Here is a 26,080-nt window from a genome sequence, read left to right on the forward strand (position 1 = left end):
GAAGAATAATGGTGGGAAGCCTAAACGCCGGCCAATGCCGGAAAAGCGGGCACCAAAACCAGTTGAAACTGAAAATACAGAAGAACAAACGGATTTCGTCATCGGCAAACACGCTTCAATCGAAACGTTAAAAGCACCGGATGCGACCACTAAGGTCAACAAGATTTTCTTACAAGACGGCTTAAAAGCTGATTTTGTACACGATGTTTTGAAACTCGCCAAAGAAAAACGGTTAGTCATTCAAAATGTGCCGAAGAACAAATTGGACTTATTGAGCGATCGCCAAAATCATCAGGGGATAATTCTTGCAATCGCACCGTTTGAATATGCCACGATTGACGATATTTTTGCCAAAGCAGCGGCGAAAGACGAACCGCCTTTTATCCTAATCCTAGATAATTTAGAAGATCCGCATAACTTAGGTTCAATTATGCGAACAGCCGATGCAGTAGGTGTGCACGGGATTATTATTCCGAAACACCGAGCAGTTGGTTTAACGTCAACGGTCGCTAAGACCTCAACGGGCGCGATCGAACACGTACCAGTGGCACGGGTCACGAATTTAACGCAAGAAATTAAAAAATTAAAAGAACGTGGTTTGTGGATTTTCGGCACCGATATGGCGGGTGCTGATTACCGTCAATGGGATGCGACCGGTCCAATCGGATTAATCATCGGTAATGAAGGTAAAGGGTTATCACCAATCATCAAAAAAGAAGTCGATCAAACGTTGACGATTCCGATGGTCGGTCACGTTCAAAGTTTAAACGCGAGTGTGGCTGCGGGTGTTTTGATGTATCAAGCTTACAACAGTCGTCAACCCTTGGCCCCTAAAGTATGAAACGCCAAATTCTAATTGCGGATGGCTATAACATCATCGGCAATTGGCCGGAACTCAATAAACTGAAACAGAGTGATCGGTTTGCCGATGCACGCGATAGTTTATTGCACACGCTAGCGGAATACCGCAAATATCGTGAGATTGAGATTATTTTGGTGTTTGATGCGATGTACGTACCAGGCATTAAACAAAGTTATGAACAATATAATTTGGAGGTTGTCTTCACACAAGAGGAACAAACGGCGGATAGTTATATTGAAATCTTAGCGGCGAAACTGATGTCGCCGATTACCCAAGTGACCGTGGTATCGAGTGATCAAGCCGAACAGTGGACCATCTTTTCGCGTGGGGCGCTACGGGTATCATCACCTGATTTCAAACGCGAGATTGAACGGGCTAAGACTGAGATTAATCATGATGCCAAACATTATCATGATCGTGAGATGCAGATTAATCGGCCGTGGTCGGAACAACAATTATCGGTCCTAGCGAAGATGCGTGATCAGTTGAGTGCCAAAAAGCCTGATTAAACAGGCGTTCGCTTACTAAAGTAGCGGGTGCTTGTTAGAATGAAGATGTGGTTGTTGCGCAAAGGGGTGTTTCCAATGACGAAACCAACAGAGCGCGATACAGAATTGATTACAGCAGTTTTAAATCGAGATTCAGATGCTTTAGAAATTTTATTTAAAACTTATTTACCGATGGTCTACCATACGTACGCACCGTATTACATCCGGCTTTTCGAACATGAAGACTGGCTTCAAGAAGCTCGGCTAGTGTGTTTTGAAACGTGTCAACGCTATGATTGTCATTGTGGTAAAAGCTTTGGTGGTTTTTATAAATTGCGATTTCAACACCATATTGATAATTTGTTACGTAAAGAACTGGCCCAAAAACGTCGGATTGATCATCAAGCGCTATTGTGTGCTCAGTGTCCAGAAAAACGGGCGGTTGGCGAAAATTCAGCCGCGTACTATCAGTCTCAAACCATGTTGATGGCCTATCTTGAACATCTATCACCGTTTGAACTGATGAGTTTTCGCGTTTTGAGTGGGACGTTGGCTATCGATCAGGCCTGTCAACAGTTCGATTGCACATTAGCGCAATTAGAACGCGGCCAGTCGCGCTGTCGGACGAAATTAAAACAGTATTATCAAAATGATCCGGATTGACAGTCATCAAAATGAATGATAAAGTAATTGGGATAAACATCAAAAAGAGAGGGGCTTTTAGTCATGGGTGTTAAGAAAGTCGCCTTAGGCTGTACGGTTTGTGGTTCACGTAACTATTACGTTGCTGAAAACAAGAACCGGACAGAACGTCTAGAGTTAAATAAATTTTGTAAACATTGTGGACAATATACGCAACATAAAGAAACTCGCTAGCAGGAGGATTCAGCATGATTAAGTTCATTAAAAGCGTTGTAGCAGAAATGAAAATCGTCGCTTGGCCAGACGCCAAACAGACACGTAAAGATTCATCAACCGTCATTATGACGTCAGTTTTATACGCTATTTTCTTTGGCGTAATTGACTTGGTTATTTTGGAACTATTACAATTATTTATTTTTTAAAACTAGCTAATTTAAGCTGGATTTGCTATACTGATGGCAAGCAAAAAAACTTCGCGTGGTCGAAGTTTTTTTATTTTGGTATTTAAAAGGAGAACAAACATGGTTGAATCAATCGAAAAAAGCTGGTATGTCCTACATACCTATTCAGGTTACGAAAATAAAGTGAAACAAAATCTAGAATCACGTGCGCAATCAATGGGAATGGAAAATAACGTCTTTCGTGTTGTGGTTCCTGAAGAAGAAGAACATGAAATCAAGAACGGTAAAGATAAAGTTGATATGAAGAAGACTTTCCCTGGTTACGTGTTAGTCGAAATGGTCATGTCAGATGAAGCTTGGTTCGTTGTGCGGAATACACCTGGTGTCACTGGGTTCGTTGGTTCACACGGTGCCGGTAGTAAACCAGCCCCATTATTAGACGAAGAAATCACCCAAATTTTACGTCAATTAGGGATGAGCACGCGTCATTTGGATGTTGAATTCAAAATTGATGATTCCGTTAAAATTATCGAAGGTGCTTTCTCCGGTTTAGTCGGTAAAATCACTGAAGTTGATGATGAAAAAATGAAATTAAAGGTCAATATCGATATGTTCGGTCGCGAAACAGCCACTGAACTCGATTACGATCAAGTTGACGAATTAGTATAAAAACAGCGGGCGTTAACTCAGTGTTGAGTTAACGCCTATTTTTGAATCTAGGGTGGTTATTATGTGGCATTCTATCATCGGTATTTTAATTTCAATCGGTAGTTTAGTGGGGCTGAGCATCCTAATGGCGGGGTGGGATTACCACCGAGTCGGTCATGTGCAACATTGGTGGCAACCGAAATTAGCGCAATACACGACAACCCCAACGTTATTCATCCACGGCTATCGTGGCAATCGCTATTCGTTCGGGCATTTATTGGGCCGTCTTCAGAAAATGGGGCTGGCCAAAAAGACGTTGGTCGTCAAAGTGTCGAAGCGTGGGGAATTAACCTTTAGTGGTTTGTCACGCTTAAGTGCGGTCAACCCGACGATTCAGGTCTTGTTTGCTAATAATCACGCTGACGTCCAAGTTCAAGTCGGTTGGTTACAACAGATTGTGGCCACCTTACAAGCGGATTACGATGTTGAAGCCGTTAATTTAGTCGGTCATTCGATGGGCGCGATTACAGTTTTACGATATTTACTCGTACCCCAAGTCATTCCGGTTCAACAGGTGATCTTGATGGCAGCACCAGTCAACGATCCGTCGATCGGGCCCGATACGGACCGCGTTTTTTGGAGTGAACTCACCCAACGAGGCCCAATCCGCAAAACTAAGAACTATCAGTATTTAGCGCAACGGGTGACCCAGTTTCCACCTGATTTAGCGATTTTGAATATCGCGGGGGAATTATTGGGCACGAATCGCCATGATGGTTCCGTCGCGGTTGATAGTAGTTTTGCGCTCCGCAGTCTGTTGAAAGACCGCGTGACGGCCTATCAAGAAATGTTGGTCCGCGGTCCTGGGGGGGCGCACAGTATGTTGCACGAGAATCGGTTAGTTGATCAAGCGATTTGTGATTTTTTATGGACCCGACATGGCGAATAAAGCTTGCTTTTCCAACGATTACTTGATATAGTGTTCTAGTATGTTTTCATACATTAGTGGGAGGCCAAATATAAGGGCCATCTTAACCACATCACGGACTTAAGGAGGTATGTTTCGTGGCTAAAAAAATAACAAACATCGTTAAACTTCAAATTCCTGCAGGTAAAGCAACTCCAGCACCACCAGTAGGTCCAGCATTGGGTCAAGCCGGTATCAATATTATGGGCTTTACAAAGGACTTTAATGCTCGGACAGCTGATCAAGTTGGGTTATTAATCCCAGTTGTTATCTCTGTATACGAGGATCGTTCATTTGACTTTGTAACGAAAACTCCACCAGCTACAGTTTTATTGAAAAAAGCTGCAGGTGTTGAAAAAGGTTCTGGCGAACCAAACACTAAGAAGGTTGCTACGGTAACTAAAGCTCAAGTGCAAGAAATCGCTGAAACTAAAATGCAAGACCTAAACGCTGCAGATGTTCCAGCTGCTATGCGCATGGTTGAAGGTACTGCTAGAAGTATGGGCTTCACTGTTGAAGGCTAATTAAAAAACCATACTTTGACACTTTCAGTCGGATTTTCAATGAAAGTTGAAAAATCAAGTGGGAGGTCAAAAACCGTTCACCACAATTGCAAGGAGGAAAACCCTAATGGCTAAAAAAGGTAAAAATTATTTAGAAGCTGTAAAATTAGTTGACGCTACTAAGACATATACTGTTGAAGAAGCAGTTGATTTAGTAAAGAAAGCTGATTTTGCAAAATTTGATGCATCTATCGAAGTTGCATATCGTTTAAACGTTGATCCTAAACAAGCTGATCAACAAATTCGTGGTGCTGTCGTACTACCAAATGGTACAGGTAAGACACAACGCGTGATTGTTTTCGCTCAAGGCGAACAAGCAAAACAAGCTGAAGCTGCTGGTGCTGAAATCGTTGGCGCAGAAGATTTAGTTGAAAAAATCCAAGGCGGCTGGTTAGATTTTGATGTTGCAGTTGCAACACCACCTATGATGGCTCAAGTTGGTCGTTTAGGCCGTGTCCTAGGACCTAAAGGCTTAATGCCTAATCCTAAGACTGGTACAGTTACAATGGACGTTACGAAAGCTGTTAACGACATTAAAGCTGGTCAAGTGGCATACCGTGTTGATAAAGCCGGTATCGTTCACGCACCAATCGGTAAAGTATCATTTGATGCTGCTAAATTAGTAGAAAACTTTAAGACAATGCAAGACGTGATTGTTAAAGCACGTCCTGCATCAGCTAAAGGTCAATATATTACAAGCTTATCAGTAAGCTCAACATTTGGCCCTGGCGTTAAAGTTGATATCGCTAGTTTCTAATTAGCAATCAATTAAAAAAGCATCCACTTAGGTGGGTGCTTTTTTTGTTGGTATTTAAGCGCTAAACGAATGGGTTACAGTTTAGCTTTAACGTGTTTAGCAATCGCTAATTCTTCATTAGTTGGTAACATCAGGACCTGAATCGCTGAATCGTCAGTACTGATGACGCGTGGACCGCGGCCGTTCAGATTACGGTCCTCGTCAATCTGAACGCCTAAAACGGCTAATTTGGCACAGATATCAGCGCGCGTGACGGCGTCATTTTCGCCGATACCGGCGGTGAAGGTGATCACGTCGGTGCCACCCATCTCAACGTAATAACTACCGATGAATTTAGCGGCTGACGTGATGAACATCTCATAAGCGAGCTTAGCGCGCGGATTGGTGGTGACGGCGGCTTGGATATCGCGCATATCGGCGGAGATACCAGAGACGCCTAGAATCCCAGATTGGGTATTGAGTCGATTGATAATTTCTTCAGCGCTTTGATGGCGTTCAGTCATCAAGAAGGGCACAATCGCCGCATCTAATGAACCAGCGCGCGTGCCCATTGGTAGACCTTCAAGTGGGGTGAAGCCCATCGAAGTGTCCACTGGATGCCCATTTTGACTAGCAGTAATGGAAGAGCCACCACCGAGATGCAACGTAATCAATTTCAAATTGTGAACGTCTTTTTGGAGGAAGCGTGCGGTTTCGTGGAGAATGTATTCATGACTAATACCGTGTTCACCGTATTTACGGATTTGGTATTTTTGACTGTCTTCATAAGGTAACCCGTAATAACTCGTTGCTGCGGGCATGTCGAGATAGAATTGGCTATCAAAGACCGCAATCTGAGGGGTTTGATCCGGTAAGACGCGCATTAAGGTTTCGATGCAGTCGACTTGAACGGGATTGTGGAGTGGTGCGTATTTATCCAGCGCCTTTAGCGTGGACAAGTTTTCTGGGGTGATTAGTGTTGGTGCCTCGAAGGTCGTCGCGCCCGCGACCACTCGGTGGCCAACAGCGATGATATCACTAGGGCTTTGGATAATGTCGTTGGCTTGGAGCGTTGCCAACAAGCGATTGACGCCATCTTCATAAGAAAGATTAGCGATTTTCGTTTGTTCTTTTTGACCTTGATACTTGAATGTAAAACGCGCTTCGGGTGTCTGCATCCGTTCCATGACGCCGCTGGCAATCATGGTCAAGTTAGTGTGCTGGAAAAGTTGCCACTTTAAAGATGAGCTACCAGCGTTAATGACTAAGATATTTTTCAAATTGAAACACCTCTTGATTTATTTTCATGATTCTACTTAATATTATACTGTCTTTTCAGAAAAATAAAATAAGTGATAGCTAATGATTACGTAAAATTAATTCAGTTTAAAAGTTTGTTGACGTTTAGTCGAATCAATGGTATATTTGTATTTGGTTATTTATGCTACCGAAGACTCAGGTGCCGCAAGGCTTAATATCCTGCCGAGGAAGATACGTTGAAATCCCTCTCTATGTCTTGGTGGACATGGAGTTTTTTATTTATTTAAGAAACTCTTGACCACAAGCTTTAAAAATCTAATGGAGGTGAATCAATTGAGCGAAACAATCATCGCACAAAAAGCCCAAGTTGTTGACGCAGTTCTTGAAAAATTCAATAGTGCTGTTTCTATCGTTGTCATGGATTACCGTGGTTTAACAGTAGAACAAGTGACTGAATTACGTAAACAATTGCGTGAAGCTGGCGTACAAATGGAAGTTGTTAAAAACACTTACTTGCGTCGTGCAGCTGACAAAGCTGGTTATGAAGGTTTAGATGAAACATTCTCTGGCCCTACTGCAGTTGCATTTTCTAACGAAGATGTTGTTGCACCAGCTAAGATTATTGCTGAATTTGCTAAAGGTGCAGAAGCACTTGAAATCAAAGGCGGCATGATCGAAGGTAAAGTAGCTACTCTTGATGAAATCGACGCCTTGTCTAAATTGCCAAGTCGCGACGGTTTATTATCAATGTTACTTTCTGTATTACAAGCACCAGTCCGCAATGTCGCATATGCTGTTAAAGCTGTTGCTGACAGTAAAGACGAACCAGCTGCATAATTTTGCAGTCTTGTAACACCAAAAATTACCCAAAAAATGGAGGAAACAAAAATGGCATTAGACGTAAATGCAATTGTTGATCAATTAAAAGAATCATCAATCTTAGAATTAAGTGACTTAGTTAAAGCAATCGAAGAAGAATTCGGTGTTTCTGCAGCAGCTCCAGTAGCAGCAGCAGCAGCTGGTGCAGACGCAGCAGCTGAAAAAGACAGCTTTACTGTTGAATTATCAGAAATCGGCCAAGAAAAGGTTAAAGTTATCAAAGCCGTTCGTGAAATCACAGGCTTAGGCTTGAAAGATGCTAAGGGCTTAGTTGATAACGCTCCTTCAGCTCTTAAAGAAGATGTTTCTAAAGACGATGCTGAAGAAATGAAAGCTAAGTTAGAAGCAGTTGGCGCTGTCGTTAACTTGAAGTAATTTAAGTTAATCAAAAAGAATCGGGCATTCGCTCGGTTCTTTTTTTGTGCGCTGAAAATCGATTGCAATCAACTTAATTGTGAATTTAACTAACAGAATTGTCATTTAGCTGAGATTTTGAGTTTAATCGCTTATAATGAAACTAATCATTACTAAAAGGAGTTCGAGATGAAAAATTGGGGTCAACGATTTTATCAAAAAATTCAAAAACATTTGACGTTGTTAAAAGCGATTTTTATTTTGTCGGTGTTGGTGTTTGTTATTTTAGAAGTCGGTCGTATTTTTAGAGATTTAAACGGCCAACAAATCCGGCAAAGTTTAACGACGCAAAGCCCGTTAACCTTAATTGCGATGTTAATCCTGGGGTTCATTGCGGTCTTGCCGATGCTCAATTACGATTTTGTGATTAGTGAGTTGTTACCAGAAGATTATTCGTTTTGGTACCAAGTGAAATCGGGTTGGATCGTCAATTCATTTACGAATATCGCCGGCTTTGGCGGTTTTTTAGGGGCCAGTCTCCGGGCTAACTTCTATGGTAAAAAGGCGACTCAAAAAGAAATCTTGATGGCGATTTCTAAAATCGCGCTCTTTTTATTAGCCGGTTTGTCAATCTGGTGTTTAATTAGTTTTATTTTGATCTTTGGATTTGGCATCGGTCGGGTATACGCGACTTACTGGTTATGGTTAGTTGGTGGGGCGCTGTATTTCCCAATCCTATTAATGAGTACCCGGTTAAAGAACGCGAGCTTTTTCAGCGATTTATCGATTCAACGGGTGTTACGCTTAACGTTGGGCTCATTTTTCGAATGGGGTTTCGCGGGCAGTTTCTTCTTAATCATCGGCTGGTTCTTAGAAGTACCGATTAATTTCTTGCAAGTCTTACCATTATTCATGATTGCTAATATTATCGGCGTGATTTCGATGGTCCCCGGAGGTTTAGGGACGTTTGATTTATTCATGATCTTTGGGTTAAGTGCCATTGGGGTCGGCAATGCGACCGCCGTTGTTTGGTTGTCCTTCTACCGAATTTTCTATTACATTGTGCCATTCTTAGTCGGCGTTGGGTTGTTTACCCACGATGCGGGGAGTCGGTTGAATCAATATTTACAAGGCCTACCCCGACAGATGCTCCAAAAAATGGCACACCGTTTCATCGTCTTCTTTTTATATTTCTCCGGTATTATTCTACTAGTCGTCGCAACGGTGCCTAATTTTGCAGTCACGAATTCGGTGATTGGTCGGCTTTATCCGTACACCTTCTTTTTCTTAGATCGGGTGACCAACATTATCGTGGCCTTTGTGATGTTAGGCCTCGCGCGTGGGGTCGCTAACCGGGTCAAGAAAGTTTATTGGCCGTTGATGGTGCTATTAACGATTGCGATTATCAATACGCTTTGGCGTGATTTTTCAATCAAACTGGCCGTTTTCCTAATGATAGTGTTAGTGGCGAGCGTCTTATTAAAACACGAATTGTATCGTGAACGACTTGAATTTTCGTGGAGCGATCGATTGGTTGACGGCAGTTTGTTTGCCGGAGCCTTTATCCTCTACGCATTAGTCGGAATTACCAATTCACCCCATTTACACCGGCGCAAACCGATTCCGACGGCGTTATTATTTCCGTCTGAACGTATCTGGTTACTCGGTTTTATCGGGATGTTAGTCGCTGCGATAACCTTATTCTTAGTTTTTCGTTATTTGAGTCGTGGCGGACGGTCTACGTTAGCAACGCCGTATGATGAAGCTCGAATTCAGGCGGTGATTGAACAGTTTGGTGGCAATGAAGTTAGTCATCTGGCGTATCTGCAAGATAAAGCCGTTTATTTCTATCAAGAAGAGGGGACGGATCAAGTTTTCTTGTTATACCGCAAGAAAGCGGATCGGTTGATCATCATGGGTGAACCGATCGGCAATCCGGATAAAATTTTATTGGCGATTGAACAATTGATGCGTGAAGCGGATTTAATCGATTGTCATTTAGCTTTTTATGAAATTTCGGCTGAATTAACGATGCAGTTACATGAAATTGGGTTTGACTTCATCAAGTTTGGTGAAGAGGGTTACGTCCGGTTGGCAGACTTCACATTAACCGGCAAAAAACGCCGGGCTGAACGCGCGTTGATGAATAAATTTGAACGTGAAGGCTATCAATTCAAGGTTTTAGAACCACCGTTCGATACTGATTTATTGGCGGAATTGAAAGTTGTTTCGGACGATTGGTTAGATGGACGCGCTGAAAAGGGCTTTTCATTAGGGTTCTTCGATGCTGATTATTTACAAAAAGCACCCATTGCCGTCGTCTACGATACTGACGGCCAAATCGTGGCGTTTGCCAACGAAATGCCAACTGGGACGCAATCTATAACGAGTATTGATTTAATGCGTCACCGCAAATCGGCCCCATCTGGTATAATGGATGAGATATTTATTAATCTTTTCCAAGAGAAACAAGCGGCGGGTTACGAATACTTTAATTTAGGCATGGCACCTTTGGCGAACGTCGGGACTTCAGAATTCAGTTTTATTGAAGAACGGTTGGCCCATTTAATCTACGAATATGGTTATCATTTTTACGGCTTCCAAGGGTTGCGGACCTATAAACAGAAGTACACGACTAAGTGGTTACCGAAATACATTGCGTATCAAAAACGCAGTTCGTTGATTTTTACCATGTTACAAATATTATTGGTCGTTAATCAAAAAGTGACCGAGCAACCGCATCAACACGGGGTGGTTGGACATTTAATCCGGTCCGTGCAGATTGGTAATTTATCCGATACTGAAAAATAAATGAGGTTAACACAATGACTGACTACTACTACTCTAAGAATCCTGAAGTGGCCCATTTTGAAAAAAATTGGGATTTTGAAATACGGGGCTTTAACTTTAAATTTACAACGGATAACGGCGTCTTTTCGAAGAATACCGTCGATTATGGGTCACGCGTGTTACTAGACACCGTCGATTTAGCGGAAGTACCAGACGGTCCCGTGCTAGATATGGGCTGTGGCTACGGCCCAATTGGGATGACGATTGCCAAACTGGCACCCAAACGGCGCATTGATATGGTCGACGTCAATGAACGCGCACTAGGTTTAGCACAAACCAACTGTCAATTAAACAAAATCGAGAACGTGCGTATTTTTGAATCAGCTGAATATCAAAACGTGCCGGATCAATACGCTGCGATTTACACTAATCCGCCAATCCGGGCCGGTAAAGATGTGGTTCAAAATATTTTAACTGGGGCCTACGATCATCTATTGCCCGAAGGTGAATTGAACGTGGTGATTCAAAAAAAACAGGGGGCACCTTCTGCCAAGAAGACGATGCAAACCGTTTTTGGTAACGTTCAAATCATTCACAAGGATAAAGGCTATTACATTTTACAAAGCATAAAATTAACGGAAGCTTAAGGCTATTTCCGGGGTAAATCTGAGCTGAATATGCTATCATAAAGGTATCAGCAAGGAGGTCGATATGATGAAAACCAGATATAAGATATTAATTGGTGTTGGCGCAACAGCAGCGATTGGTGCCACAACTGCTTTTGTGGGTTCCAAAGCATTATTTGAAAAAATTGAACGTTATCGGAAACGTTTAGCGGTCAAAAGCTTCGTTAAAGAAAAGTTACACGGTAACCAAAAAGCTTTAGCTTTAGTGGATCAATTATCAGATACTGATGTCAATAACTTGCTCAATGCGGCCGATAAATTAAACGATTTAAAGGACAAATTAGGCGAACAAACCGATAATATTCCAGAAATGGTCAATGATCTACGACAAACCCTAACAGCCTACGCAACAAAGGTAAAAGAACATTTATAAAGCGAAGTGCTGACTCAGCCGATTAACTTCTGAGTATAGCCTAAAATAAGGAATTGTGACGGTGTTAGTCACGATTCCTTATTTGTAGCTAGACGGAAGAAGTTGGCTGAGAAGCACATAAAAAAGAAGTGCCGTGAGTTGCGTTTAGCAACTGAGCGTTAACAGAAATCGACCAGTTATCTTGGACTTAAGATAATTGGTCGATTTAGGTTAAGCGGAAGTTGTTGCAACACAAAGGCACGTTATGAGCGAAGCGCTGACTCAGACGCCCCCTAATTAACCATTATCGAATCAAGATAATGGTTAATTTTTGTTTTAATCTCGCAACCCGAATTGCAGGTTAAAACGGTGTATGGTTAAATAGAATGTAGACTAACTGAGAGGGTGTGATGCAGAATGGCGTATACTGAAACCGAAATTGACCAGTTTATGCAAGCGGCGATTGATGAAGCCAACCAAGCACGAATCATTGGTGAAGTGCCAATTGGGGCCGTCATTGTCCACAACGGCGAAATTATCGGTCGCGGGCATAATATTCGCGAACACGCCCAAGATGCAACGCTGCATGCCGAAATTCTAGCCATCCAAGAAGCGTGTATGGTCGCCAAGAGTTGGCGCTTAGAAGAAACTGCAATTTTTATCACGTTGGAACCTTGTCCGATGTGTGCGGGGGCGATTATTAATAGCCGGATTCCCAATGTTTATTTTGGCGCGAGTGATCCGAAGGCCGGTGTGACTGGGACGTTAATGAATTTACTGACGGATACACGGTTTAACCACCAAGCGCAAGTTACGGGTGGGATTCGCGAAACCGAATGTGCGGCGCTCTTGCAGACTTTTTTTAAAGCGATTCGGGCCAAAAGACGGCTAAAAAAGAAAAACGCTAGTAATTTAAAGTGAAATCAGTTATAATAGTAATTGCCGAAAGGCCTTGAGACAATGATGAGCCTACGAATCGTGTCAGATTCGGAAGAAAGCAGCACTAAGTTTGTTTTATCATGTGTCTTAAGTTTTTGTAAAATTAACCAGGATTAGGTCTAACGACTTAATCCTTTTTTAGTGCATTGGGTCTTAAAAAGCCGCTAAAATATGCTAAAATAGAACCAGTAGTTTTTAAACGGCGTAGCTGTCATATTTTAAAAGGGTGGAGGCAATTAAATGAGCTATCAAGCTTTATATCGTGTTTGGCGACCACAACGTTTTGACGATGTGATTGGGCAGGAAACAATGACCCAAACGTTGAAAAACGCGATTATGACCCAACAAACGAGTCACGCTTATTTATTCACAGGACCACGCGGGACGGGGAAAACGTCGGCGGCTAAGATTTTTGCCAAGGCGATTAACTGTCATCATCAAAAAGATGGCGAACCGTGCAATCAATGTGCGACTTGTCAGGCGATTACGATGGGTACGTTGAACGACGTGATTGAAATTGATGCGGCTTCGAATAACGGGGTTGAAGAGATTCGTGATATTCGGGATAAAGCGAAATATGCGCCGACCCAAGCGGATTATAAAATTTACATCATTGATGAAGTCCACATGTTATCCACCGGTGCGTTTAACGCGTTATTGAAAACCTTGGAAGAACCACCAGCCAATGTCGTCTTTATTTTAGCGACGACTGAAGTCCACAAGGTACCAGCAACGATTATTTCGCGGACGCAACGGTTTAACTTTAGACGAATCACGGCAGCGGATTTATTCAAACGAATGGCCTACATCTTGGATCAAAAAGAGATGACCTATGATCCCGCAGCCTTAAAAGTGATTGCGAAAGCGGCTGAAGGTGGGATGCGGGATGCGCTCAGTATCCTCGATCAAGTGTTATCCTTTAGCGATAATCACGTGACCCTCGAAAACGCCTTAGACGTGACGGGGAGTTTAACCGAATCAATGTTGGCCGATTACGTGCAAACGATTCAAGACAGTGATACTAAAAAAGCATTGGCCTTATTACAACAGATTTTGGCAGAAGGTAAGGATGCCCAACGGTTTATTGAAGATTTAATCGAATATAGTCGCGATTTGCTGTTGTATCAACAAGCACCCGAATTAGTCCTCGCAAACGAAATGGACTTGTTGGATGAACATTTTAAGACGCTCAGCACGCAATTACCTGCCGAACGGTTATATGCGGTGATTGATGTGTTAAATGAAACGCAGCAACAATTGCGCTTTACCAATCATCCAGAAATTTATTTAGAAGTTGCGACGGTGCGTTTAACGCAACCCCAACCGGTGACGACTAATCAGGTTTCAACGCCGGTCGCAACGGTCGCGTCGACTGATTCAGCAGAAGTCAGCGCGTTACAAAAAGAATTAGCGCAGTTACAAGCAACGGTTGCCCAACTAACGGCCAATGAACCGGCAGCACCAGTGCAACCTAAAGCCAAACCGGCTAAGAAAATCAGTAAAAAAATCAACCGCCAAGCGATTTATCCGGTGTTGGCGGACGCCACCCGTGCGAACTTAGAACAACTGAAAGAAGTTTGGCCGGATCTATTAAACATGTTAAACGTCACTAAACGCGCCGTGATGAAGGTTTCAGAACCGGTTGCAGCGAGTCAAGGTGGGGTCGTTGTGGCGTTCAACTACGCGATTTTATTTGAACGGGCGAACAATGATCAAGAATTATTAACGACGTTAGAAAGTGGTTTAAACCGCTTGACGGGTAATCCGTTTAAAGTCGTTTTAGTGCCGCATGATTCTTGGCCGGATATTCGACAAGAATATCTCCAAAATCATGACGTGACTGGCGATGGTGAATCAACACCGGCTGAAGCCGGCCAGGCACCAGCAGAACCACAAACAGCTGAAGTTGTCCAAAAAGCACAGGATTTATTTGGCGAAGCGGTTGTCGTTCAACCAGATTAATTAAAAATTGAAGGGAAGTTTTAATATGCGTGGAATGGGTAATATGCAAGGTATGATGAAACAAATGCAAAAGATGCAAAAGGAAATGGGCCAAACGCAAGAAGTATTAAACAGCACTGAATTTGTAGGTCAAGCCTCTGATGACATGGTCGTTGTAACGATGACCGGTGACAAGAAGATGAAGGATATCGCGATTAAGCCAGAAGCCATGGACCCTGAAGATCCCGATATGTTACAAGATTTAATCATCATGGCAGTCAATGAAGCCATGGGTAATATCGACCAACAAACCCAAGCAAAAATGGGTAAGTTTACTAAAGGTCTCCCACTCTAGCCTTAATAAGGAAGTGCACAGATGCAATATCCAGAACCAATTGCGAAGTTAATTGAAAGTTACATGAAATTACCTGGGATTGGCAGTAAAACAGCGACACGGCTCGCTTTTTATACGATTGATATGAATGAGGATGACGTGACTAATTTTGCCAAAAATCTGATTTCTGCGCGCCGTGATTTACATTATTGTAGCGTGTGTGGCAACATTACCGATGATGATCCGTGCGAAATTTGTCGCGATACAACGCGGAGTCAAGATATGATTCTGGTTGTTGAACAGCCTAAAGACGTCATGTCGATGGAACGCATGAACGATTATCACGGTCTCTATCACGTCTTACACGGGGTCTTATCGCCGATTGAAGGCAAGGGACCGGACGATATCAATATTGCGAATCTGATTAAAAGACTTCAAAAAACACCGGCACAAGAAGTGATTATTGCCACCAATGCAACCCCAGAAGGTGAAGCAACGGCGATGTACATTTCACGGCTGATTAAACCGGCCGGTATTAAAGTAACACGATTAGCCCATGGGTTAGCGGTCGGTAGTGATATTGAATACGCCGATGAAATGACGCTTTTAAAAGCGGTTGAAGGCCGACAAGAAATATAGAAACGGTGGGATTAGGATGTTTGGAAAGCGAAAACCAACGTTAAAAGAACATGGCGACCAAGCACTTCTTGATTTGGTTTTTAAAGTCAAAGATCAATGGCAGTTGGCGCAAAAAACACAGGAAAACGTTCGTGGATTGGATCGAACTTTGGAAATGGAAAGCAAATTGCAACAGGCTAAATTTGAATTTCTATTCCGCCAAGCGCGCCGGCGTAAGGTCGCGGGTGAAGTGGTCTCCAAAGAGGTCGCAAACCGGAATATTTTTAGATAAAGAAGTGCTCACACAAGCGGTTTGACCTTGAGCATAACCTAAAAATTGCCCGTATGATTTGAACTTTAATCATATGGGCAATTTTGTAGTTAGGCGGAAAGGTCTGCTTGAGTTAGCACGTTATTAAATGAGTGCGTTGAGTTGCGGATAGCAACTGAGCATTAACAGAAAATCGCCGGTTATCTTGAACTTAAGATAATTGGCGATTTTAGGTTAAGCGGAAGTTGTTGCAACTCAAAAGCACGTTAAGATCGAAGTGTCTGAAACTCACGGTAGCTTCTGAGCATTAGCCTAGTTTCGTGAATAAGTCCGGTCTATGGACTTGTTTATGAAACGTCGCTAAGAACAGGAATCAGTGGGCGTTGGCACGTTATGATCTGAGTGTTGATTCAAGTCGGTCAGGCTTTGAGCATTAACAAAAAATCCCTCAGTTATCTTGAGTTTAAGATAACTGAGGGATTTTTTAAGCCGTAATAATATTCAATTGATGACTTGCCTTTACCTTGTGGGCACAATCAAGTAAAATATAGATAAGACTATTGATGAAGAAGGTTGTTTTGTGGCAGGTCAATTTATTACGTTTGAAGGTCCTGATGGGGCTGGCAAAACCAGTGTGTTAGAAGCCGTTGTACCGATTTTACGTGAAATGAGTTCGAAAGAAATTGTTGTCACGCGTGAACCAGGCGGCAATCCAATTTCAGAAAAGATTCGTCAAGTGATTTTAGACGTGGCCAATACGGCGATGGATGACCGGACGGAGGCTTTGTTATACGCAGCGGCTCGTCGGCAACACATCGTTGAAAAGATTCAACCGGCACTAGCGGCAGACCAAATTGTGATTTGTGATCGGTTTGTGGATAGTTCGATCGCCTACCAAGGCGCGGGCCGTTCGATTGGTGAAACAGCGGTCGCACAAATGAACTTATTTGCAACCGACGGGCTAACACCAGATTTAACGTTGTATCTCGATGTGCCTTCAGAAGTCGGGATAGCCCGCATTAAGCAACACCGGCAAACTCAATATGACCGGTTAGATCAAGAAAAATTAGCCTTCCATCAGAAAGTCCGCCAAGCTTATTTAAAACTTGCGCAGGCTGAACCCAAACGGATTCAAACCATTGATGCAACGGCTTCATTTGAAGCGGTTGTGGCGCAATGCTTGGCGGTTTTAAAACAACATTATCCGAGCCTTTTTGAAGAATAATAGGAGGTATTATGATGAAATTATTACTCGCAATTGTGCAAGATAAAGATAGCAATCTATTAAGTAGTGAATTAATTGATGCCAATATTCAGGCCACTAAGTTATCAACAACGGGTGGTTTCTTGAAATCTGGCAATACCACTTTTATTGTTGGGATTGAAGATGAACGGGTGCCAGAAGCTTTAAAAATTATTGAAGAAACGTGCCAAGCACGGGAACAATTCATGACACCACCGGTCAATATGGACGCGACGATGGATAGCTCAATGTCTTATCCAATCGAAGTTCAAGTGGGCGGCGCAACCGTCTTTGTGATGCCGATTGAACAGTTCCACCGTTTCTAAGCGATGACCGAGTTAACAATTAATCAAATGCAACCCAAATTAGTCAGTCAATTGACCCAAGTGATTGCGCACGGTCAGTTGGCACACGGCTATTTATTGGCGGGTGCAGAGGGTGTTGGTAAAGTACAATTAGCACAATGGCTAGCGTTACGACTCTTTTGTCGGACGCTGACCGAAGCGGGGCAACCTTGTCGCCAATGTGCTGAATGTCAACGGATCATCACCGGTAATCACCCGGATGTGGTTGTGATTCAACCGGAAGGTCAAAGTATTAAAGTTGCTGATATTCGCTATCTTAAAAGCGAAGTGGCTAAAAGCGGGATGGAATCTAGTCAACGGATTTTTGTCATTGAAGCGGCTGAAACCTTGACCGCCAGTGCCGCTAATAGCTTATTGAAGTTCTTAGAAGAGCCGGCACCCAACGTCTACGCCTTATTATGTACACAAAATAAAAATTTAATTTTACCAACTATTTTATCGCGATTACAAGTGATTGATTTACCGGCGTTACCGCTGGCGATGGTCAAAAAGCAATTCGAGGCCGCGGGGATTTTACCAGCTACCGCGCAATTGTTAGCGCATCTAACGAGTGATTTAGCCGAAGCACAAGAAATGTTAACGGATGATTGGTTAACACAAACCACGAGTAAATTAACCAATTGGGCGCAAAAAGTAGCGCAACAAGATTTAGAGAGTTTTGTTTTAGTCCAGACACAACTACTACCGTTGTTAGCCGATCGGCAACAACAAACGCGCGGGTTAACCTTAATCGGCTTATGGTTCCAAGATTTGTTGAATATACGCTACGGGTTAACGGACGAATTGTGCTTCGAATCGTCACGGCCACAACTACAGTCAATTAGTCAGAATATGACGGTGACTCAGCTAGTGAGCCAAGTTCAGGCGGTTCTAACGGCACAACGCGCGTTGACGCAAAATATTAGTTGTCAAAATGTTTTAGAAAGTCTAACGTTAAAGCTAATCGGATAATGGGGGATTGATTAGGAATGAAAAGTTATCAAGTCAGTTTTATAACGAACAATCAAATGGGGATTGTCGTTGCGGCGGCAAGTTATGTTGTTGGGGCCCAGGTGGTTGTTCAAACTGCGGAACATCAAGAAATTGCGACGATTAAACAGGAATTGACTGAAACGGAAAATAATAATAACCAACCAACCATTATTCGTTCAGTGACCAAAACTGATTTAGAACGGCAACAGGCCAACCAATCACTGGCTGAACCGGCGTTACGATTTGCGAAAAAAGCAATTGCTGATGCGCAATTAGAGATGAAATTAATTTCAACTTTCTATACGTTAGACCGGCATAAACTGATTTTTAATTTCACGGCGGCCAAACGGGTTGATTTTCGAGAATTGGTCCGCGAACTGGCGCGCCAATTTAAAACTAGAATTGAACTACGCCAAGTCGGTGTCCGGGATGAAGCCAAGATATTAGGTGGTATTGGACCGTGTGGACGCCAATTATGTTGCCACACTTTTTTAGGTGATTTTATTCCAGTTTCGATTAAGATGGCTAAAAATCAAAGCTTATCGTTAAATCCGGTCAAGATTTCCGGATTGTGCGGTCGGTTAATGTGTTGTCTACAATATGAAGATGAGACTTATGTGGCGTATAAAAAGGCCCTACCTGATATTGGCGCGCGGGTCCAAACCGCGGACGGTATTGGTAAGGTCGTTGGCTTGAATTTATTGAGCCAGATGCTTAAGATTAGGTTGGATAGTCATCAGGTCGCAACGGTTTACGCCGCGACTGAAGTACAAAAATTAGCTTAGTAGCCATTAATGGGAGGGTATCGACGTTGAGTAAAACCGACTTATATGAACGCTTATTGACGATTGAACAACAGGCCAAGTTAACGTTTGATGGCATTACGGAAATGAAGGAAGTGCTCTCTCAAGTTCTTGAAGAGAATGTTGAATTAGAGATTGAGAATAAACACTTGCGCGAACATTTACAAGAATTGCAACCGACGACGGCCGCTGCTAAGGAAAGTACGCACGGGTTGTCTAAATCGAAGCAAAATCTACAGAATTTGTATGAAGAAGGTTTTCACATCTGTCCCTATTTTTACGGGTCACGACGCGAGAACAACGAACCATGCGCTTTTTGTAACGATGTGATTTATGGTGAACGAACGAGTGATTAATAGTGACAGGGCAAAAGACAGCACGTTTTTTGGCCTGTTTTTCTATTAGAACGTTGAAGGGATAACAAAATGCAAACACAATCGAGTTTTAAAACAACCACAACCGGTAAATTATACTTAGTGCCAACCCCGATTGGTAATTTAGGGGATATGACGTATCGGGCGGTTGAAACGTTGAAAGCTGTCCAATTGATTGCGGCTGAAGATACGCGCAATACGCAAAAATTATTGAATCATTTTGAAATTGAAACGAAACAAATTAGTTTCCATGAACACAATACGCAACAACGGATTGATGAGTTGCTTGTTAAATTGGAAAATGGCGATGATATTGCCCAAGTCAGTGATGCGGGAATGCCATCTATTAGTGATCCGGGCCATGAGCTCGTTAAGGCCTGTATTGAGGCCAATATCGCGGTTGTGCCACTACCAGGCGCCAACGCCGGGTTAACCGGTTTAATCGCTTCAGGCGTGCTCCCACAGCCGTTTACGTTCTTTGGTTTCTTGCCGCGTAAGGGAAAAGAGTTAACGGAAACCGTCACGCAATTAGCGCTAAAACCCGAAACCACGATTTTTTATGAAGCACCACACCGGTTGAAGAAGACGCTCCAAGCGTTAATTGTTGATTTTGAACCCGAGCGGCAAGTCACACTGTGTCGTGAAATCACCAAGAAGTTTGAAGAATTTATTCGCGGGACATTACAAGAAGTCCTCGATTGGGCAACCACAACTGAAGTACGGGGTGAATTTGTGATTATCGTTGCCGGTAATCCAGACCCACAAGCGATGACGGCCGTTCAAGAAACGGTGACGTTATCGTTAGCCGAACAAGTAGAAGCGCAGATTCAACAGGGGGCGAGTCCCAATATGGCGATCAAGACGGTTGCCAAAGCCAATAATTTAAAGAAACAAGTGGTCTATAATGATTATCACGAATTAACAGAATAGAGGGTTCGAATGTCAGGCAAGCAATATTCAGAAACATATAAAATTCCGTATTTTGAAACGGATATTAAAGGCGAATTAACATTAGCGTCACTTGTTAATATTTTAATATTGGCGTCGGAACATCAATTAATTAACTTAAACGTCGGTGAAGCAACGATGCACAGCTTGAATCTGGGCTGGGTCGTGACTCAATACCATCTCGATATTACCCGGATGCCGCGGGTTGATGAAACGGTTAAAATCGTGACGGAAGCGGAAAGTTACAATAAATATTTCTGTTATCGTAATTTCTGGCTTTACGATGAAGCGGGCAATCAATGTGTCGCCGTGCAAAGTATTTTTGTGATGATGTCCTATGAAACCCGTAAAATGGTGGCGGTGGTACCTGAAATTATGGCACCGTTTGAATCGACCGAAATGAAGGGCAGTAAACGATTCCCCCGGATTCAAAAAGTCGATCACGCTTTAGCAACGTCGAAAGCCTACCGGGTCCGCTATTTTGATATCGATGGCAATCAACACGTCAATAATGTCCATTATTTCGAATGGATGTTAGATGCGCTTGATTACGATTTCTTGATGGATCACCGAGTGGCGAGCGTTGATATTCGTTACGGGCATGAGATTCAATACGGCCAAATGACGCAAAGTTTGGTCCAACAGGTGACCGAAGAAGCGGCGATTACGACGCGGCATAAAGTGGCCGTTGACGATTTAAGCGCTGCTGAAGCGATGATTACGTGGCAACCACGTTAAAACACAAAAAAACTTATCCTGAAAATTCGGGATAAGTTTTTTTGTGTTCTATGAGACAGCGTTACTGACAAAATTCGTTAAATCAGAGCCCGTTTTACCGGCGCTGAGGCCAACTTGTAATTTGAGCCGGGCTTTCGGACCGTTTAAACCTTGGCAGAAAGTAACGCCCATCTTTTTAAGTTGAATCCCACCGCCTTCATAATCATAAACATCTTCAGCCACGCCGTTAAAACAGCGAGAGACTAAAACAACTGGGATATTTTGATCTAACAAGCGTTGGACCGCGGGTAAGGTAGCGGGTGGTAAATTACCGGCCCCTAGCGCTTCAATCACGATGCCTTTCGTTGTTGGTTGGTTAAGTCCGTCGAATAAGGTAGCGTCCATGCCAGCGTAAGCTTTCAATAAGAAAACGGGTTCAACTAAATGATCAATATCACAGATTTCAGAACGAATGAGTTCTTGGAAGAAGTTGGCAGCGTGTTTGCTGACAAATCCTAATGGTCCAAAAGTGGGTGTTCTAAAAGTGGCGACGTTTGTTGTATGTGTTTTGGTCACGTAACGAGCCGTGTGGATTTCATCGTTCATCACAACCAGCACCCCTTTATCGTGGGCATCATCGGAAGCGGCCGTCCAAACGGCACTAATCAGATTATGTAAGCCGTCAGAACCGATTTCATTGGAAGAACGCATTGCACCGGTAACCACGACCGGAATTGAATTCGGTAAGGTTAAGTCTAAGAAATAGGCCGTTTCTTCTAGTGTGTCGGTACCATGAGTGACCACGATGCCATCGATTCCTTCAGTTTCGGCTTGTTGGATTCGTTTTTGGAGGGACAACATCACAGTTGGCGTAATGTGTGGTGAGGGGAGGTTTGCGAATTCTTCGCTGATAATAGTGAGTTGGTTATCAAATAATTTTTCGAAACCGGCCATTGGATTTTGGCTAGTTGGGGCAACCGCGCCATCTTGATCAGCAGACATCGCGATTGTGCCACCAGTGTGTAATACGAGAATTTTTTTCATTAAAATCAGTCACCTTTCTGATTCGAACTTGTTTGCCCCTTCAGTATAGCAAATATTGAACGCAAAAGAATGACGAGATGATGAGAATTAAGCCACTTCAATTGTGCCAAATTAAAAAACATGGTACATTTAATGCGTTCTAAAAGATTCGGGGTAGGGACTAAAGCGTTAAGTGCTGATGGAACGGAATGTGAACATCAGACGAAAAGCAGCAATGCTTGCGGTTTTGGTCCCGCATTCGCCGCAGAATTATTTGTGGCAACTCCAAAAAGGAGATGCTTTTTTTATGTTCAATAGTCAGACTTTAGGTGGCAAGCTAGACACCAGACGCGTTGTTTTACTAGCGATTTTAGTGGCTTTGCAACTGGTATTAGCCCGGTTTGCAATTCCACTAGTGATTTTCAGAATTAGTTTTGGCTTTATCGTGACCGCCTTAATGGGTTGGTGGTTTGGGCCGTTATGGGCCGGATTAGCCGCCGTTGTTGGCGATTTAATCAATAGTTTAATGATCGGCGTGCCTGGTGGCTATTTTCCAGGATTCACGTTATCGGCGTTTTTAGGCGCCTTTATCTACGGTTGTTATTTCTATCGACAAAAGATTACGTGGTTACGTGTGATTCTAGCGGTGTTGACCGTGGTGTTATTCGTTAATCTATTTCTCAATTCATGGTGGGTGGCGATTTTAAGTCACACACCAATCACATACCACTTAGGGGCGCGTGCAATCGGTGAAATTGTGACGTTAATCGTTCATCCGATTATATTGTATGCTGTCATGCATTTCGAACCAGTTGTCCGACTCAAAGAACGATTGTAAGTCACAAAATTTGTTTAAGATAACGTATCAGCCTTATCAATTAACTTTGGTGGGGCTTTTTTAATGGCGTAGTGGCCAGGCACGAGTCGATTTAATCCGCGATTTATGCTAAAATTACAAGGATTATAAGCAGAAGAAGGATGACACGATGAAGTTATTGGCAATGGATACCGCTAACCAAGCAGTGAGTGTGGCACTGTTAGAAGACCAACAAATATTAGGCGAAATGACGGTCAATATTCGCCAAACCCACAGTCAAACGTTGTTACCAATGATTGATCAATTATTAAAACAAACCAAGACGCCGATTGAAACTATTGATCGGTTTGTTGTGGCGCAAGGTCCCGGTTCTTACACCGGCTTGCGGATTGCGGTCACAACCGCTAAATCGTTAGCGTGGACGTTACAAAAAGAACTCGTCGGATTGTCCAGCTTGGCGTTATTGGCAGGCAATGTCACGGATCGGACCGATTTAATCGTGCCGTTGTTTGATGCGCGCCGCGAGAACGTCTTTGCGGGTGTTTATCAATGGCAACAGGGCAGACTCCAAAATGTGGTTACTGATCAACACGTGGCATTAAGCGATTTGTTGGCACAATTGGCATTATTAAAAGAACCGGTCTACTTCGTCGGTAATGATGTTGCGGTTTTTAAAGCAATCATTCAAACGACTTTGGGGAGTCAGGCGCATTTTGTTGGTGCGAATCAGAATTTACCCCACGCCGCTGTTTTAGGCCAGTTAGGGTTAACCGCGACACCCGTCAGTGATATTCACGGATTTGGACCCCACTATTTACGAAAAACTGAAGCAGAAGTTAATTGGGCTAAGACCCATGTCGATCAAGGATCTCAAGCCTATGTGGAACAAGTTTAAAGTTTATTTACAACCACGAGTTTGGTTGAAACGGGAATTGCCGTATACCACGGAGCAAGTTGAAATCGATGCGCAATCCTTTTATTTAGCGCGGGCGGAACAAAGTGATATTCCAGCATTAATTGAGATTGAACGCGCCGTCTATGCGGGGAAAACCCCGTGGGACCGGTGGGCGTTTGCCAGTGAATTGAATAAACGGCGAACGTCAATTTATTTAGTATTGTGTCAAGGCTCTGAAGTGGTCGCGTTTATTGGTGCTTGGTTTTCAGCGAATGAAGCGCACATCACCAACATTGCGGTTCGGCCGAGTTATCAACGGCGTGGGATTGGCCACTTCTTAGTCCATAAGATGGTGCAACTTGCGCGTGACTATCCGAGTCAAAAAATTACGTTAGAAGTGCGGGCTAGTAATGAAGGCGCCCAATCGGTCTATCAACGGATGGGTTTTAAGGTCGTTCGGACGCGGCGTAATTATTATATTCAAGAAAAAGAGGATGCATTCAGTATGTGTCGTTTATTAAGTCAGCAGGGGTAATTTAAAATGGCGGAAAAAAGAGAATTGATCTTAGCATTTGAATCTAGCTGTGATGAAACCAGTGTGGCAGTCATTGAAAATGGCCACCATATTTTAAGTAATATTATCGCAACGCAAATTAAGAGTCATCAACGTTTTGGGGGCGTGGTGCCAGAAGTGGCTAGTCGCCATCATGTGGAACAAATTACACGTTGTACGGAACAAGCGTTGGCTGAAGCAAACGTGACGTATAGTGATTTAACCGCGGTCGCCGTCACTTATGGACCTGGTCTGGTGGGTGCGTTATTAATCGGCGTGACGGCCGCTAAGGCGATTGCTTACGCCCATCACTTACCATTAGTGCCAGTCAACCATATGGCGGGGCATATTTATGCGGCGCGCTTTGTCGCACCACTAGCATACCCATTACTTGCGTTACTCGTCTCGGGCGGCCATACAGAGTTGGTTTATATGCCCGCAGCCGGTGAATTCGAAATCATTGGGGATACACGTGATGATGCGGCGGGTGAAGCGTACGATAAAATTGGTCGGGTGTTAGGCGTACCTTATCCTGCCGGCAAAGAAATTGACCGTCTCGCACATTTGGGCCAAGATACGTTTAATTTTCCACGCGCCATGCTTAAAGAACCCAATCTCGATTTTAGTTTCAGCGGGTTAAAGAGTGCCTTTATCAATACGGTGCATCACGCGGATCAAATTGGCGAACAATTGGACAAGGCGGATTTGGCAGCTAGTTTTCAAGCTAGTGTGATTGAAGTCTTGGTGACTAAAACATTGAAGGCGGCTCAAAAATTGCAAGTCAAACAATTGGTCGTTGCCGGTGGTGTTGCGGCCAATCAAGGGTTACGTGAAGCATTAACCAGTGCGATTCAAGCCCAGATGCCCGAATTGCAATTAATCATGCCACCGCTACGATTGTGTGGGGATAACGGCGCAATGATTGGGGCGGCTGCACACATTGCATTGCGCAAAGGCACGTTAGCCGATTTAACCTTAAATGCGATTCCGGGATTAGATTTTCCATACCAAGAAGAATTGTGAAAAAGATTGCTGAAGGGCAATCTTTTTTATTTTCAGCTAATAAAATAACGGATGATTTTATTGAATAATCCGTGTACTGCTTAGGATTAGGGCTGTTTATATTTTAAATAACAATTATTTGACAAAAATAAAGAAAGCGCTTATACTAAAAATATAGAAATTGAAAACGCTTTTAAGAAGTTGCGTTCTTTCTATCAATTCGAAACTAAAACTTAAGGGGTAATTTTATTATGGCAGAAAAAACAATCATGTTATGTTGTGCAGCAGGGATGTCAACGAGTTTATTAGTGACAAAAATGCAAAAAGCAGCTGAAGAACAAGGTATTGAAGTTGAAATCTTTGCAACTGGTGCATCAGATGCAGACAATCAATTAGAATCTAAAAACATTAGCTGCGTCTTATTAGGACCTCAAGTTCGTTTCATGGAAGGTCAATTCAAAGAAAAATTGGCTCCTAAAGGCATCGGCGTTGAAGTCATTGATATGAAATCTTACGGTATGATGGACGGCGCAACTGTCTTGAAACAAGGATTAGCTTTAATCAAATAAGCTTAATTAGCTGTGACCTCACACAGTTAATCATAAATTAAAATGGTTGAACCCAATGTCTGGGCTCA

General features: G+C 43.0%; 33 protein-coding genes, 1 other RNA gene, 1 riboswitch and 1 other annotated feature. Of the genes, 32 read left to right on the top strand and 2 right to left on the bottom strand.

Annotated elements, in window-relative coordinates; genetic code table 11:
* The first annotated feature begins 34 nt into the window (after positions 1 to 34).
* From rlmB to rplA, 9 genes are all read left to right on the top strand, one after another.
* Entirely contained in the window at positions 35 to 841 is an 807-nt protein-coding gene (rlmB, locus tag LFUMFP_RS02545) for a 23S rRNA (guanosine(2251)-2'-O)-methyltransferase RlmB (protein ID WP_233210654.1), read from the top strand.
* Entirely contained in the window at positions 838 to 1,371 is a 534-nt protein-coding gene (locus tag LFUMFP_RS02550) for an NYN domain-containing protein (RefSeq protein WP_025082710.1), read from the top strand. Before rlmB ends, LFUMFP_RS02550 begins: the two co-directional genes overlap by 4 nt.
* Positions 1,372 to 1,446: 75 nt before the next feature.
* Positions 1,447 to 2,013, top strand: a complete 567-nt coding sequence (locus tag LFUMFP_RS02555; protein ID WP_025082711.1) for a sigma-70 family RNA polymerase sigma factor — start codon at positions 1,447 to 1,449, stop codon at positions 2,011 to 2,013.
* Between the two features lie 63 nt (positions 2,014 to 2,076).
* Positions 2,077 to 2,226, top strand: coding sequence for a 50S ribosomal protein L33 (gene rpmG, locus LFUMFP_RS02560; protein WP_025082712.1), 150 nt, complete (start codon positions 2,077 to 2,079; stop codon positions 2,224 to 2,226).
* Between the two features lie 17 nt (positions 2,227 to 2,243).
* Positions 2,244 to 2,414: a preprotein translocase subunit SecE gene (gene secE / locus LFUMFP_RS02565; protein WP_199190592.1), complete on the top strand. Its 171-nt coding sequence runs from the start codon at positions 2,244 to 2,246 to the stop codon at positions 2,412 to 2,414.
* A 99-nt stretch (positions 2,415 to 2,513) separates the two neighbouring features.
* Positions 2,514 to 3,062 (top strand): transcription termination/antitermination protein NusG, encoded by a 549-nt coding sequence (nusG, locus tag LFUMFP_RS02570; RefSeq protein ID WP_025082714.1) that lies wholly within the window; start codon positions 2,514 to 2,516, stop codon positions 3,060 to 3,062.
* Positions 3,063 to 3,123: 61 nt separating this feature from the next.
* The gene (locus LFUMFP_RS02575; protein WP_025082715.1) at positions 3,124 to 3,990 is read left to right on the top strand and encodes an alpha/beta fold hydrolase; all 867 of its coding nucleotides are present in this window, start codon (positions 3,124 to 3,126) and stop codon (positions 3,988 to 3,990) included.
* A 116-nt stretch (positions 3,991 to 4,106) separates the two neighbouring features.
* Positions 4,107 to 4,532, top strand: a complete 426-nt coding sequence (gene rplK / locus LFUMFP_RS02580; protein WP_025082716.1) for a 50S ribosomal protein L11 — start codon at positions 4,107 to 4,109, stop codon at positions 4,530 to 4,532.
* Between the two features lie 106 nt (positions 4,533 to 4,638).
* The gene (gene rplA / locus LFUMFP_RS02585) at positions 4,639 to 5,328 is read left to right on the top strand and encodes a 50S ribosomal protein L1 (RefSeq protein ID WP_025082717.1); all 690 of its coding nucleotides are present in this window, start codon (positions 4,639 to 4,641) and stop codon (positions 5,326 to 5,328) included.
* A 74-nt stretch (positions 5,329 to 5,402) separates the two neighbouring features.
* Here rplA and LFUMFP_RS02590 read toward each other — a convergent pair whose 3' ends face one another.
* The gene (locus LFUMFP_RS02590) at positions 5,403 to 6,587 is read right to left on the bottom strand and encodes an acetate/propionate family kinase (protein ID WP_025082718.1); all 1,185 of its coding nucleotides are present in this window, start codon (positions 6,585 to 6,587) and stop codon (positions 5,403 to 5,405) included.
* Positions 6,588 to 6,736: 149 nt separating this feature from the next.
* Positions 6,737 to 6,854: a sequence feature (ribosomal protein L10 leader region), on the top strand.
* Positions 6,855 to 6,900: 46 nt separating this feature from the next.
* Here LFUMFP_RS02590 and rplJ point away from each other — a divergent pair.
* From rplJ to LFUMFP_RS02680, 18 genes are all read left to right on the top strand, one after another.
* Positions 6,901 to 7,404 (top strand): 50S ribosomal protein L10, encoded by a 504-nt coding sequence (rplJ, locus tag LFUMFP_RS02595; protein ID WP_025082719.1) that lies wholly within the window; start codon positions 6,901 to 6,903, stop codon positions 7,402 to 7,404.
* A 51-nt stretch (positions 7,405 to 7,455) separates the two neighbouring features.
* Positions 7,456 to 7,821, top strand: coding sequence for a 50S ribosomal protein L7/L12 (gene rplL, locus LFUMFP_RS02600; protein WP_025082720.1), 366 nt, complete (start codon positions 7,456 to 7,458; stop codon positions 7,819 to 7,821).
* Between the two features lie 168 nt (positions 7,822 to 7,989).
* Complete coding sequence (gene mprF, locus LFUMFP_RS02605; protein ID WP_106483011.1) at positions 7,990 to 10,611, top strand: bifunctional lysylphosphatidylglycerol flippase/synthetase MprF; 2,622 nt, start codon at positions 7,990 to 7,992, stop codon at positions 10,609 to 10,611.
* Between the two features lie 14 nt (positions 10,612 to 10,625).
* Positions 10,626 to 11,237 (top strand): class I SAM-dependent methyltransferase, encoded by a 612-nt coding sequence (locus LFUMFP_RS02610; protein ID WP_025082722.1) that lies wholly within the window; start codon positions 10,626 to 10,628, stop codon positions 11,235 to 11,237.
* 67 nt (positions 11,238 to 11,304) lie between these two features.
* Complete coding sequence (locus LFUMFP_RS02615; RefSeq protein ID WP_025082723.1) at positions 11,305 to 11,649, top strand: hypothetical protein; 345 nt, start codon at positions 11,305 to 11,307, stop codon at positions 11,647 to 11,649.
* Between the two features lie 396 nt (positions 11,650 to 12,045).
* Complete coding sequence (tadA, locus tag LFUMFP_RS02620) at positions 12,046 to 12,549, top strand: tRNA adenosine(34) deaminase TadA (RefSeq protein WP_025082724.1); 504 nt, start codon at positions 12,046 to 12,048, stop codon at positions 12,547 to 12,549.
* Between the two features lie 28 nt (positions 12,550 to 12,577).
* Positions 12,578 to 12,664, top strand: an RNA gene (gene ffs, locus LFUMFP_RS02625) — signal recognition particle sRNA small type.
* A gap of 143 nt (positions 12,665 to 12,807) precedes the next feature.
* Entirely contained in the window at positions 12,808 to 14,529 is a 1,722-nt protein-coding gene (gene dnaX, locus LFUMFP_RS02630; protein ID WP_025082725.1) for a DNA polymerase III subunit gamma/tau, read from the top strand.
* A gap of 25 nt (positions 14,530 to 14,554) precedes the next feature.
* Positions 14,555 to 14,863, top strand: coding sequence for a YbaB/EbfC family nucleoid-associated protein (locus LFUMFP_RS02635; RefSeq protein ID WP_056950694.1), 309 nt, complete (start codon positions 14,555 to 14,557; stop codon positions 14,861 to 14,863).
* A gap of 21 nt (positions 14,864 to 14,884) precedes the next feature.
* Positions 14,885 to 15,481, top strand: coding sequence for a recombination mediator RecR (gene recR / locus LFUMFP_RS02640; RefSeq protein ID WP_025082726.1), 597 nt, complete (start codon positions 14,885 to 14,887; stop codon positions 15,479 to 15,481).
* A gap of 16 nt (positions 15,482 to 15,497) precedes the next feature.
* Positions 15,498 to 15,752, top strand: a complete 255-nt coding sequence (locus LFUMFP_RS02645; protein WP_106483012.1) for a YaaL family protein — start codon at positions 15,498 to 15,500, stop codon at positions 15,750 to 15,752.
* A 559-nt stretch (positions 15,753 to 16,311) separates the two neighbouring features.
* A complete protein-coding gene (tmk, locus tag LFUMFP_RS02650; protein WP_025082728.1) occupies positions 16,312 to 16,956 on the top strand; it encodes a dTMP kinase in 645 nt (214 codons plus the stop codon).
* 14 nt (positions 16,957 to 16,970) lie between these two features.
* Positions 16,971 to 17,300, top strand: a complete 330-nt coding sequence (locus tag LFUMFP_RS02655; protein ID WP_025082729.1) for a cyclic di-AMP receptor DarA — start codon at positions 16,971 to 16,973, stop codon at positions 17,298 to 17,300.
* A gap of 3 nt (positions 17,301 to 17,303) precedes the next feature.
* Positions 17,304 to 18,290 (top strand): DNA polymerase III subunit delta', encoded by a 987-nt coding sequence (holB, locus tag LFUMFP_RS02660; protein WP_025082730.1) that lies wholly within the window; start codon positions 17,304 to 17,306, stop codon positions 18,288 to 18,290.
* Between the two features lie 17 nt (positions 18,291 to 18,307).
* Positions 18,308 to 19,096 carry a PSP1 domain-containing protein gene (locus LFUMFP_RS02665; protein WP_081779519.1) on the top strand — a complete coding sequence of 263 codons (789 nt, stop codon included), beginning with the start codon at positions 18,308 to 18,310 and terminating at the stop codon, positions 19,094 to 19,096.
* Between the two features lie 26 nt (positions 19,097 to 19,122).
* A complete protein-coding gene (locus LFUMFP_RS02670) occupies positions 19,123 to 19,470 on the top strand; it encodes a DNA replication initiation control protein YabA (protein WP_025082731.1) in 348 nt (115 codons plus the stop codon).
* A gap of 69 nt (positions 19,471 to 19,539) precedes the next feature.
* Entirely contained in the window at positions 19,540 to 20,418 is an 879-nt protein-coding gene (rsmI, locus tag LFUMFP_RS02675) for a 16S rRNA (cytidine(1402)-2'-O)-methyltransferase (protein WP_025082732.1), read from the top strand.
* 9 nt (positions 20,419 to 20,427) lie between these two features.
* Positions 20,428 to 21,174: an acyl-[acyl-carrier-protein] thioesterase gene (locus LFUMFP_RS02680; protein WP_025082733.1), complete on the top strand. Its 747-nt coding sequence runs from the start codon at positions 20,428 to 20,430 to the stop codon at positions 21,172 to 21,174.
* A 48-nt stretch (positions 21,175 to 21,222) separates the two neighbouring features.
* Here LFUMFP_RS02680 and LFUMFP_RS02685 read toward each other — a convergent pair whose 3' ends face one another.
* Entirely contained in the window at positions 21,223 to 22,197 is a 975-nt protein-coding gene (locus LFUMFP_RS02685; protein ID WP_106483013.1) for an asparaginase, read from the bottom strand.
* Positions 22,198 to 22,344: 147 nt separating this feature from the next.
* Positions 22,345 to 22,443, top strand: a riboswitch (THF riboswitch).
* 40 nt (positions 22,444 to 22,483) lie between these two features.
* Here LFUMFP_RS02685 and LFUMFP_RS02690 point away from each other — a divergent pair.
* From LFUMFP_RS02690 to LFUMFP_RS02710, 5 genes are all read left to right on the top strand, one after another.
* On the top strand, positions 22,484 to 23,014 hold the full coding sequence (locus LFUMFP_RS02690; RefSeq protein ID WP_025082735.1) for a folate family ECF transporter S component: 531 nt from the start codon (positions 22,484 to 22,486) through the stop codon (positions 23,012 to 23,014).
* 148 nt (positions 23,015 to 23,162) lie between these two features.
* Entirely contained in the window at positions 23,163 to 23,888 is a 726-nt protein-coding gene (gene tsaB, locus LFUMFP_RS02695; RefSeq protein ID WP_025082736.1) for a tRNA (adenosine(37)-N6)-threonylcarbamoyltransferase complex dimerization subunit type 1 TsaB, read from the top strand.
* Positions 23,872 to 24,423, top strand: a complete 552-nt coding sequence (gene rimI / locus LFUMFP_RS02700) for a ribosomal protein S18-alanine N-acetyltransferase (protein ID WP_025082737.1) — start codon at positions 23,872 to 23,874, stop codon at positions 24,421 to 24,423. The genes tsaB and rimI overlap by 17 nt, the downstream gene beginning before the upstream one ends.
* 6 nt (positions 24,424 to 24,429) lie before the next feature.
* Entirely contained in the window at positions 24,430 to 25,464 is a 1,035-nt protein-coding gene (gene tsaD, locus LFUMFP_RS02705) for a tRNA (adenosine(37)-N6)-threonylcarbamoyltransferase complex transferase subunit TsaD (protein WP_106483014.1), read from the top strand.
* Positions 25,465 to 25,694: 230 nt separating this feature from the next.
* A complete protein-coding gene (locus LFUMFP_RS02710; RefSeq protein ID WP_025083451.1) occupies positions 25,695 to 26,012 on the top strand; it encodes a PTS sugar transporter subunit IIB in 318 nt (105 codons plus the stop codon).
* Positions 26,013 to 26,080: the final 68 nt, after the last annotated feature.

Source organism: Latilactobacillus fuchuensis, assembly GCF_900258455.1.
GTDB classification, from domain to species: domain Bacteria; phylum Bacillota; class Bacilli; order Lactobacillales; family Lactobacillaceae; genus Latilactobacillus; species Latilactobacillus fuchuensis.